This window comes from Tsukamurella sp. 1534 (assembly GCF_000312385.1).
Classification (GTDB): Bacteria; Actinomycetota; Actinomycetes; order Mycobacteriales; family Mycobacteriaceae; genus Tsukamurella.
The window spans coordinates 1,555,282-1,564,924 of the sequence record NZ_HE997626.1; the positions used below are offsets into that span (position 1 = coordinate 1,555,282).

Annotated in this window: 8 protein-coding genes; 4 read left to right on the forward strand and 4 right to left on the reverse strand. The window is 71.2% G+C overall.

Annotated features, from left to right (window positions below; all coding sequences use genetic code 11):
* Window positions 1-70 precede the first annotated feature (70 nt).
* Window positions 71-1,786, forward strand: coding sequence for an FAD-binding dehydrogenase (locus tag BN39_RS07595; protein WP_019201780.1), 1,716 nt, complete (start codon window positions 71-73; stop codon window positions 1,784-1,786).
* Complete coding sequence (locus tag BN39_RS07600) at window positions 1,783-2,589, forward strand: SDR family oxidoreductase (protein WP_019201781.1); 807 nt, start codon at window positions 1,783-1,785, stop codon at window positions 2,587-2,589. Before BN39_RS07595 ends, BN39_RS07600 begins: the two co-directional genes overlap by 4 nt.
* Here BN39_RS07600 and BN39_RS07605 read toward each other — a convergent pair.
* Window positions 2,579-3,997 (reverse strand): PLP-dependent aminotransferase family protein, encoded by a 1,419-nt coding sequence (locus tag BN39_RS07605; RefSeq protein ID WP_040766001.1) that lies wholly within the window; start codon window positions 3,995-3,997, stop codon window positions 2,579-2,581. The two genes, BN39_RS07600 and BN39_RS07605, sit on opposite strands and share 11 nt — an antisense overlap.
* On the opposite strand from BN39_RS07605, the gene BN39_RS07610 reads away from it, so the two are divergent.
* Window positions 3,996-4,961, forward strand: coding sequence for a DMT family transporter (locus BN39_RS07610; protein WP_051158852.1), 966 nt, complete (start codon window positions 3,996-3,998; stop codon window positions 4,959-4,961). The two genes, BN39_RS07605 and BN39_RS07610, sit on opposite strands and share 2 nt — an antisense overlap.
* Here BN39_RS07610 and BN39_RS07615 read toward each other — a convergent pair.
* Together BN39_RS07615 and BN39_RS07620 are read right to left on the reverse strand one after the other, a co-directional pair.
* Window positions 4,930-5,652, reverse strand: a complete 723-nt coding sequence (locus tag BN39_RS07615; RefSeq protein WP_040766894.1) for a polysaccharide deacetylase family protein — start codon at window positions 5,650-5,652, stop codon at window positions 4,930-4,932. The two genes, BN39_RS07610 and BN39_RS07615, sit on opposite strands and share 32 nt — an antisense overlap.
* Entirely contained in the window at window positions 5,649-6,269 is a 621-nt protein-coding gene (locus BN39_RS07620; protein ID WP_040766003.1) for a TetR/AcrR family transcriptional regulator, read from the reverse strand. Before BN39_RS07620 ends, BN39_RS07615 begins: the two co-directional genes overlap by 4 nt.
* A gap of 53 nt (window positions 6,270-6,322) precedes the next feature.
* On the opposite strand from BN39_RS07620, the gene BN39_RS07625 reads away from it, so the two are divergent.
* The gene (locus BN39_RS07625; RefSeq protein ID WP_040766900.1) at window positions 6,323-7,147 is read left to right on the forward strand and encodes an alpha/beta fold hydrolase; all 825 of its coding nucleotides are present in this window, start codon (window positions 6,323-6,325) and stop codon (window positions 7,145-7,147) included.
* Between the two features lie 134 nt (window positions 7,148-7,281).
* Here the strand turns inward: BN39_RS07625 and leuA are convergent, their stop codons facing one another.
* Window positions 7,282-9,153: a 2-isopropylmalate synthase gene (gene leuA, locus BN39_RS07630; protein WP_019201787.1), complete on the reverse strand. Its 1,872-nt coding sequence runs from the start codon at window positions 9,151-9,153 to the stop codon at window positions 7,282-7,284.
* Between the last annotated feature and the right edge of the window lie 490 nt (window positions 9,154-9,643).

Consider the following 9,643-nt stretch of genomic DNA (forward strand, 5'->3'; position numbering starts at 1 on the left):
CTGCGTGCCATGATAGCGATAAATAGACGGGTTAGTCTACTTATGCGGAACTCGACGAGAGGGTGTGCGGATGGCCGGGACGGCATCGACGGATTCGGCGGAGTTCCGCCCGGACGCGATCGTGGTGGGGGCCGGGCTCGCGGGCCTCGTCGCCGCGTACGAGCTCTCGCGCGTGGGGCGCCGGGTGCTGATCCTGGACCAGGAGAACCGCAACAACCTCGGCGGCCAGGCGTTCTGGAGCCTCGGCGGGCTGTTCCTCGTCGACTCGCCGGAGCAGCGCCGGCTCGGCATCAAGGATTCGTACGAGCTCGCGCTGCAGGATTGGATGGGCTCCGCGGGGTTCGACCGCGAGGAGGATCTCTGGCCCCGCCGCTGGGCGAAGGCCTACGTCGAATTCGCGACCCACCGCAAGCGGGACTACCTCCGCCGGCTCGGGCTCGGGATCACGCCGGTGGTGGGGTGGGCAGAGCGCGGCGGCGGCGCCGCCGACGGACACGGCAACTCGGTGCCCCGCTTCCACCTCACCTGGGGCACCGGGCCCGAGGTGGTCCGCGTGTTCCGGGAGCCGGTGGAGCGTGCCGAGCGCAGCGGATCGGTGCGCTTCGCGTTCCGGCACCGCGTGGACGAACTGCTCCGCGACGGCGACGGCGCGATCGTCGGGGTGCGCGGAGCCGTCCTCGAGCCCACGGACCTCGATCGGGGCGTCGCCAGCTCGCGGGAGACCGTGGGCGGCTTCGAGTTCCGCGCACCCGCGGTCCTGGTCACCTCGGGCGGCATCGGCCACGACTTCGACCTCATGCGCAAGTACTGGCCGGCCGAGCGGCTGGGGCCGTTCCCGGAGACGATGATCGCGGGCGTTCCCGCGCACGTGGACGGCCGGATGCTGGGGATCTCGGAGGCGGCGGGCGCGAACATCGTCAACCGCGACCGCGTGTGGGCCTACACCGAGGGCATCCACAACTGGGACCCGATCTGGCCGAAGCACGCCATCCGCATCATCCCCGGCCCGTCGTCGCTGTGGTTCGACGCGAACGGAAACCGCTTCCGTGCGCCGAACTTCCCGGGTTTCGACACCAATTCCACGATGAAGGCGATCCTCGACACCGGCTACGACTACTCGTGGTTCGTGCTCACGGAGACGATCATCGAGAAGGAGTTCGCGCTCTCCGGCTCCGAGCAGAACCCGGACATCACGGAGAAGGACGTCAAGCTCGCGCTGGGCAGGGTGAAATCCAAGGGTGCGCCCGGCCCCGTGGAGGCCTTCAAGCAGCACGGCGAGGACTTCGTCGTGGCGGACACGCTCGCCGAGCTCGTCGAGGGCATGAACAGGATCGGGCGCGGCGGCCACGTCGACGAGGAGCACCTGCGGCGGCAGATCGAGGCGCGCGACCGGGAGATCGCCAACCCGTTCAGCAAGGACGCCCAGCTGCAGGCGATGAGCAACGCCCGGAACTACCTGGGCGACAAGGTGGTGCGGGTCGCGAAACCGCACCGCATCCTCGATCCCGAGCACGGGCCGCTGATCGCCGTCCGGCTGAACATCCTCTCCCGCAAGACGCTCGGCGGGCTCGAGACGGATCTCTCGGCGCGGGTCCTGGGGCCCGACGGTGCGCCCGTTCCCGGCCTGTACGCCGCGGGCGAGGTCGCCGGCTTCGGAGGCGGCGGGGTACACGGGTACAACGCCCTCGAGGGCACCTTCCTCGGCGGCTGCATCTTCTCCGGGATGACCGCGGGGCGCGCCGCCGCCGCGGCGACCGGGATCACGACGACGGAGGGACAGGCATGAACGGGCGTACCGCGCTGGTGACCGGCGCATCGTCGGGCATCGGCTACGAGGTGGCGAAGGCACTGGCGGCCAAGGGATACCGGGTTCTCGGCACCAGTCGCGACCCCGGCACGATCCCTGCGGACAAGCGGATCGCGGGCGTGGAGTACCTTGCGCTGGACCTCGCCGACCGGGACTCGATCGCCGCCTGCGCCGCGGCGGCCGGCGACGTGGACGTGGTGGTCAACAACGCGGGCGAGAGCCAGTCCGGTCCGCTCGAGGAGCTGCCCGCCGATGCCGTGGACCGGCTGTTCCAGACCAACGTGTTCGGGGCGGTCCAGCTCACCCAGAGGCTCCTGCCGGGCATGCGCTCGCGCGGCCACGGCCGGGTGATCATGGTGGGCTCCATGCTCGCGAGTTTCCCCCTGGCGTATCGCGGCTCGTACGTCGCCGCCAAGGCCGCGCTCAAGGGCTTCGCGTCCGCGGCGCGGCAGGAGTTGTCGCCGTTCGGTGTCTGGGTGTCCACCGTCGAGCCGGGATCGATCGCCACCGGGATAGGGGAGCGGCGCACGAAGTACGTCGCCGAGGACTCGGTGTACCGCAAGGACTTCGACACCATGATCGAGAACCTCGACGCGAACGAGAAGGCGGGGATCGCGCCGCAGAAGGTGGCCTCGGTGATCGTCGCGGCGATCGAGGCGGGCAAGCCCCGCGAGTTCTACGCGGTGGGCAGCAACGCCCCGCTCGTGTTCCTGCTCAAGCGTCTCGTCCCCGTCGAGGTGGTCTCCTCCATCGTCGCCCGCAAGCACGGACTCAGGCGGTAGCGGGCTCGGAGAGGGCGGAGCCGAGGATGCGGGCCGCCTCCTCGAACCGCTCCGGCTGCGGGCCGGCGTACGCCAGGCGCAGGTGGTTCGCCGTGGGCTCCGCGGGGAACCACTCGTCGCCGGCACCCACGATCAGGCCGTCCCGTCGGCACCGCTCCACGACGGCGGCGAGATCCGCGTCGTCGGGCAGCCGCGCCCACAGCGCGAGTCCGCCGCGCGGCACCGCCTCGATCGTGGCCGTGGGCGCGTGCTCCCGCAGCGATCGCAGCAGCAGGTCGCGGCGCTCGCCGAGCTGTCGGCCCACGCGCCGCACGTGCGAGCGCCACGCCGGTTGCGTCACCACGTCGAGCGCGACGGACTGCAGGATCCCGCTGACGTACATCGAATCCGCCTGGGTGTCGGCGAGGATCCGGTCCCGGGCGGGCCCCCGGGCCACGATCGCCGCGACCCGCACGACCGGCGCGACGGACTTGCTCAGCGAGCGGATGTACACCACGTGGCCGGACCCGTCCCGGGTGGCGAGGGGCACCGGATCGGCGTCGATGCCGAAGTCCTTGGCGTAGTCGTCCTCGATGACGAACGCGCCGGCGGCGCGCACCACCTCGAGCACGCGCTCCGCCCGGTTGGCGTCCCAGCGGGCTCCGGTCGGGCTCGCGAACGTGGGCTGCGCGTAGAACGCGCGCGCCCCGGTCTCCGCCAGGATCCGTTCCAGCACGGCGGGATCGGGGCCCGACGGTCCGCTGGGCACCGGCACCATCTGCACGCCCGCCTGTCGCGCGGCGAGGATGGCGCCCCAGTACGTGGGCGATTCCACGAGGAGCGGGCGGCCCGCCCCGACGAGTGCCCGGAACGCCGTGAGCAACCCGCTCTGGCTGCCGGGCGTCACCACCACGTCGCGTGCGGCCGCGGGGGTGGTGCCCGCGGGCGTCGCGGCCTCGAGCTCGGCCGCGAACCAGGAGCGGAGCTCGGGCAGCCCGGCCGTGGGCGGCCTGCCGAGCAGCGCCTCGCCCCGGGCGGCGCGCGCGAACGCGGCACGGACCAGGCGCTCCGGCAACAGTTCCCGGTCCGGATAGCCGGAATGCAGGCCGATGGCGTCGCCGTCGGCGGTCTGCAGCGCGGAGGGGTGCGACGGTGCGCGGCGCCCCTGCACCCCGAGAGCCGCCGTCTGCCAGCCGAAGTCGACCGGGCTCGCGACCCGGGTCCCGCGGACGAAGGTGCCGACGCCGGGCCGGCTCTCGACCACGCCCTGGGCGGTGAGGGCGCGCAGCGCCCGCTGCACCGTCACCGGGCTCACCCGGTGTTCCGCGACCAGGCTGCGCGTGGACGGCAGCTTCGCTCCGGGCGGGGAGGTGGCGATCCACGCCCGCAGGGCTGTCGCGAGCCGAGCGCCACTGCTATCGTCAGACATGAACCACTACGATAGCGCTACTCTCTCTGAGGCGCGACCGATACCGCCGAATCGCTCCCGGTCCGGATTGCTGTGGGGCTTCCTCGGCGTGCTCGCCTTCTCGTTCACCGTCCCGTTCACGCGGGTCGCGGTGATGGACGGGGGCCTGCCGCCGCTGTTCGTGGGGGCCGGGCGCGCCGTCGTCGCCGCGGCGCTCGCGGCGGTGGCGCTGGTGGTCACCCGGCAGGCGCTACCGCGCGGGGGTCAGTGGATCCGCGTCGCCGTCGTCGCCCTCGGGGTGGTGATCGGCTTCCCCGTGCTGACCTCCTTCGCACTCACCACCGCCTCCGCCTCGCACGCGGCCGTCGTGATCGCCGTGCTCCCCGCGGCGACCGCCGTCGCCGCGGTACGGCGGGCCGGGGAGCGGCCCCCGCCGGCGTTCTGGGTGGCGGCGGCGCTCGGCGCGGTGTGCGCGGTCGGCTTCGCCGCGGTCCAGGGCGGGGGAGTCGGTGCCGTCCGGCCGGCCGACCTGCTGCTGTTCGGCGCCGTGATCGCGGCCGCGATCGGGTACGCCGAGGGAGGTCTCCTCGCGCGCGAGCTCGGTGCGTGGCAGACGATCTCGTGGGCTCTCGTCGTATCGGCGCCGGTGATGGTGCTCCTCACGGCGGTCGCGGCGCGCGACGGACTGCCATCGGGAACGACGGCGGGCTGGGCCGCCTTCGCCTATCTCGGCGTCGTGAGCATGTATCTCGGGTTCTTCGCGTGGTACCGCGGGCTCGCGATCGGACCGATGACCACCGTGAGCCAGGTGCAGCTGACGCAGCCCGTGCTGGGGATGGACTGGGCGGCAGTGCTACTCGGCGAGCACATCGGATGGCCGACGGTACTGGGAGGTCTCGTGGTCGTCGCCTGCGCGGCGATCGCCGTGCGTTCGCGCAGCGCGGGGCCGGGCGTCACCGCAGCCGCAGCAGGTCGCCGACGGTGACGAAGCGGTATCCGTCCGCCCGGAGCCGGTCGACGATCCTCGGGAGGGCCTCGCGGTCGGCGCGACATCCCTCCTCGCAGAACGGATGCAGGAGCACGATCGAACCCGGGCGAACACCGTCCAGCGTGTACCGCTCGATCGCGGCCGCGTCGCCGGCGTGGAACGTGTCCGGCTCCACGTCCCAGGTCACCGTCGTCGTACCGCGACGCGACAGTTCCCAGGGGAGCCCGAGGAGCTTCTTGCCGTTGGGCGGCCGGAAGGTGATGGCGCCGGAGTACCCGGCCTCTCGGATCCGGGCGTCGGTGCGGTCCAGCTGATCGCGGACGTAGCCGGGAGTCTCGTGGGTGCCCAGCATTCTCCGGTGGTCGTAGGTGTGGTTCCCGAGCTCGTGGCCGGCCCCGACGATCCGCCGGCCGAGGTCCGGGCGCTCTTCGAGGTTCCGCCCGATCGCGTAGAACGTGGCCGGAACGCGCGCGGCCGCGAGCACGTCGAGGACCTCGGCGGTGCGCTCGGTGGGGGCGTCGTCGAACGTGAGCGCGACGACGCGCTGGTCCGTCTCGACCCGGTTCACGATCTCGCCGAAGAACTGGAACGATCGCGACTTGCTCACGGCCAGAAGGCCGTACAGCAGCGCGAGGACGCACGCGATCACCAGCGGAACGGCTACGAGGACCCTGCCGCGACGCGTCATCCGGCGCACGGCGGCACCCCGTCGACGGTGCGCGCCCGGAGCAGGGCGTCCGCGTGCCCGGCCATCGCCCGGCCGGCCGCGTGGAGCGGCGCGGTCGAGCGCAGCGTACGGCTGAGGATGAACGCGCCCTCCAGGGACGAGAGGACGGCGAGCGTGAACCGATCGGCGTCGTCCGGGGCGAGCCCGCGGGCCCGGAAGTACCGGGCCCCGCCGGCGCTCCACGCCGTCATCACCTCGGCCGCGACCTCACGCAACCGGGGCTCGCTGTCCGCGATCTCGCCCGCGACGGTGCCCACCGGGCACATGTTGATCCACCCCGTGCCCTCGATCTGCTCGGCGGCGGCCTCGAACGCGGCGGCGACCGCCGCGGGGAGGTTCGGCTCCTGGTCCAGCAGCATGGGCAGCAGCTCCATGTAGGCCGCGCCCGATGTGCTGAGGGCCGCGGCGGCGACGTCGGGCTTCCCGTTCGGGAAGTGGTGGTACATCGACCCGACCGTGACTCCCGCGCTCGCGGTGAGTTCTTTGACCGACGTGCCCGCATAGCCCCTCCGGCGCAGGCACTCGGTCATCGCGGCGACCAATCGGTCGCGCGTGGTGGTTGACGTGCTCCCTTCCATGGCCCTAGCCTAGAGCAAACATTCTAGAACGAGCATTCTAGGAGGTGGTGGCCGTGCCCACCGTCGATCTTCCCGCCGGACGCGTGCACTACGCCGATGCGGGGGACGGCCCGCCGGTCGTGCTCCTGCACGGCCTGCTCATGAACCGCACCGTGTGGGACCCGGTGATGGACCTGCTGCCCGACGGGTTCCGCTGGATCCGCCCGGACCTGCCGCTGGGCTCCCATCCCGAGCCGCTCCGGGCCGACGCCGACCTGAGCATGCGCGGTCTCAACGCGCTGATAGCCGACTTCCTCGCGGCCCTCGACCTGCGGGACGTGACGCTGGTGCACAGCGACTGGGGCGGGGGACTGTTCCTCACCGCCTACGGGCTGGATGAGCGGGTCGGCCGGATCGTCGCCCTGCCGTGCGAGGCCTTCGACAACTTCCCGCCCGGGCTCCCGGGGAAGACCGCGACCGTCGTCGCGTGGATACCCGGCGCCCTCTCCCTGGGGCTGCGCCAGATGCGGATCCCGTGGATCATGCGGCTGCCCCTGCTGTTCGGCCACATGGCCCGCCGCCCGCTGCCGGCGGAGCTCGTACGCGGATGGACGGAACCCGGTATCCGGCAGCGGGGTGTGCGGCGGGATCTGCTCAAGTACGCCCGCTCCCGCCGCCGCGACCTGATCGCGAACACGGAGGCGCTGAGGAGGTTCGGCGGAGACGCGCTGATCCTGTGGTCCTCCGCGGGCAGGGTGATGCCCCGCGAACACGGCCGCATGCTGGCGGACCTCATCCCGAACGCGCGCCTCGTCGAAGTCGACGACGCCTACGTCCTCTCGATGCTCGACCAGCCCCGCACTGTCGCAGCCGAACTCGCGGGCTTCCTCACGCGCTGACCGTCGCCGCATTCCCTAGCGGGACGCGTTCTCCCCAGGCGCAGCGCTTCTCCCCATGTCCGCGGACATGGGGAGGAACGCCGGGGCCTGGGGAGAGGCGCTCCCTCTAGGGCGGCGACGGGGTTGGTGGGCGGCTACGGAGCCCACGTCCGGGTCGACGCCTCGCCCGCCGGCGCGTCGTCCGGCACCCCCACGGTGCCGTGCGCGCGGTTCACCGAGGAGACCACCGCGCGCAGCGAGGCCGTGGTGATCGACGGTGCGATGCCCACGCCCCACACCGTGCGGTCCTCGTCGCCCACTCGGACGATCGCCTCGACGTACGCGGCGGCCTGCGCGTCGTCGCCCGCGGACAGGGCGTGCTCGCTGTAGTCGAGCACCCGGACGTCGAACCCGACGGTGCTCACGGCGTCGACGAACGCGGCGAGCGGGCCGTTGCCCTCGCCGGAGATCTCCTGCTCCTTGCCGTCCACCTTGACCACGGCGTCGATGCGGTCGACGCCACCGTCCACCTCCGACGCGGTGACCTTCTGGCGCATCCGCTCCAGCGGACGGATCGGGTCGATGTACTCGCCCGCGAAGACGTCCCACATCTCCTTCGGCGTGACCTCGCCGCCCTCGCCGTCGGTGATCTTCTGCACCGACTGGCTGAACTCGATCTGCAGCCGGCGGGGCAGCTGCAGGCCGTGATCGGTCTTCATGATGTAGGCGACGCCGCCCTTGCCGGACTGGCTGTTCACGCGGATCACGGCCTCGTAGTTGCGCCCCACGTCCTTGGGGTCGATCGGCAGGTAGGGCACCTGCCACAGGATGTCGTCGACGTCCTTGTCGGCGTCGTCGGCATCCACCTTCATCTGGTCCAGGCCCTTGTTGATCGCGTCCTGGTGGCTGCCGGAGAACGCGGTGTAGACCAGGTCGCCGCCGTACGGGTGCCGCTCCGGCACGGGCAGCTGGTTGCAGTACTCGACGGTGCGCCGGATCTCGTCGATGTCGGAGAAGTTGATCTGGGGGTCCACGCCGCGGCTGAACAGGTTCAGGCCCAGCGTGACCAGGCAGACGTTGCCGGTGCGCTCGCCGTTGCCGAACAGGCAGCCCTCGATGCGGTCCGCGCCTGCCAGGTAGCCGAGCTCCGCGGCCGCGACGCCCTCGCCGCGGTCGTTGTGCGGGTGCAGCGAGAGGATCACCGACTCGCGCCGCGCCAGGTTGCGGCTCATCCACTCGATCGAGTCGGCGTAGACGTTCGGGGTGGCCATCTCGACGGTGGCGGGCAGGTTGAGGATCATCGGGTTCTCGGGCGTCGGCGCGATGATCTCGGTGACCGCGTCGCAGACCTCCTTGGCGAAGGACAGCTCGGTGCCGGTGTACGACTCGGGGGAGTACTCGTAGCGCCAGTTGGTGTCCGGGTAGTTCTTCTCCACCTCGCGGACCTTGTGCGCGGCGTCGGTGGCGATCTTCTTGATCGCGGCCTTATCGGCGCGGAACACCACGCGGCGCTGCAGTACCGAGGTGGAGTTGTAGAAGTGCACGATCACGTTCTTCGCGCCCTGGCAGGCCAGGAAGGTGCGCTCGATCAGCTCGTCGCGGCACTGGACCAGGACCTGGATGGTCACGTCGTCGGGGATCGCGCCGTCCTCGATGATCTCGCGGACGAAATCGAAATCGGTCTGGCTCGCGGAGGGGAAGCCGACCTCGATCTCCTTGTAGCCCATGCGGACCAGGAGATCGAACATGCGCCGCTTGCGGGCGGGGCTCATGGGGTCGATCAGCGCCTGGTTGCCGTCGCGGAGGTCCACGGCGCACCACAGGGGCGCGGTGGTGGCCACGTTGTCGGGCCACGTGCGGTCGGGCAGGGCGACGGACTCGACCTCGTCGGCGAACGAGCGGTACCGGTGCGCGGGCATCGCGCTCGAGCGCTGGGCGTTCCACGCGGGCTGGTCCGGGGTGCGGGGGCCGGCGGGGGCGGAGATCTTGGATACGCCGGAGGTGAAGGAATCGGCTGCAGGGCTCATGATGTCGAGGCTACTTTCTCGGTTCGTCCCCGCGGATCGCAGGGACTTCAGGCGGCCGGATGGCCAGGAGGTCTCTCGACCGGCACGTCCGCGTGACCACGGCTCAACCCCGCGACGGGGAGCCGGTCTGGATCAGGCCCCGCCGCGGCAACCGAGGAGAAGAGCGCGCCGCTGCACGGGTCGAATGTATCGCACGCCACGCCCCGGGCGGAAGTGAGGCCGATTCGCCGGGTTCCGCACCCGCCCGGCGATGTGACGTAGAACACGTTCTGATGAACTCTTCGAGAAGCTTTGAAAGAAATAGTTCAGGATGACGCATTCTCGGCGTCAGGTCACGATCTGATGAACAGGGAAAACTGCACACGGCCTACTCGCCAGTAAACTTCGGTACCCGGCCCTTCGCTTCACCAGGCAGTTCTCCGGAAGATCGCTGTACCGCAACTTCACTTGATGATGTTGCAATTTCAAGCGATCCATCCCTACAATCTTG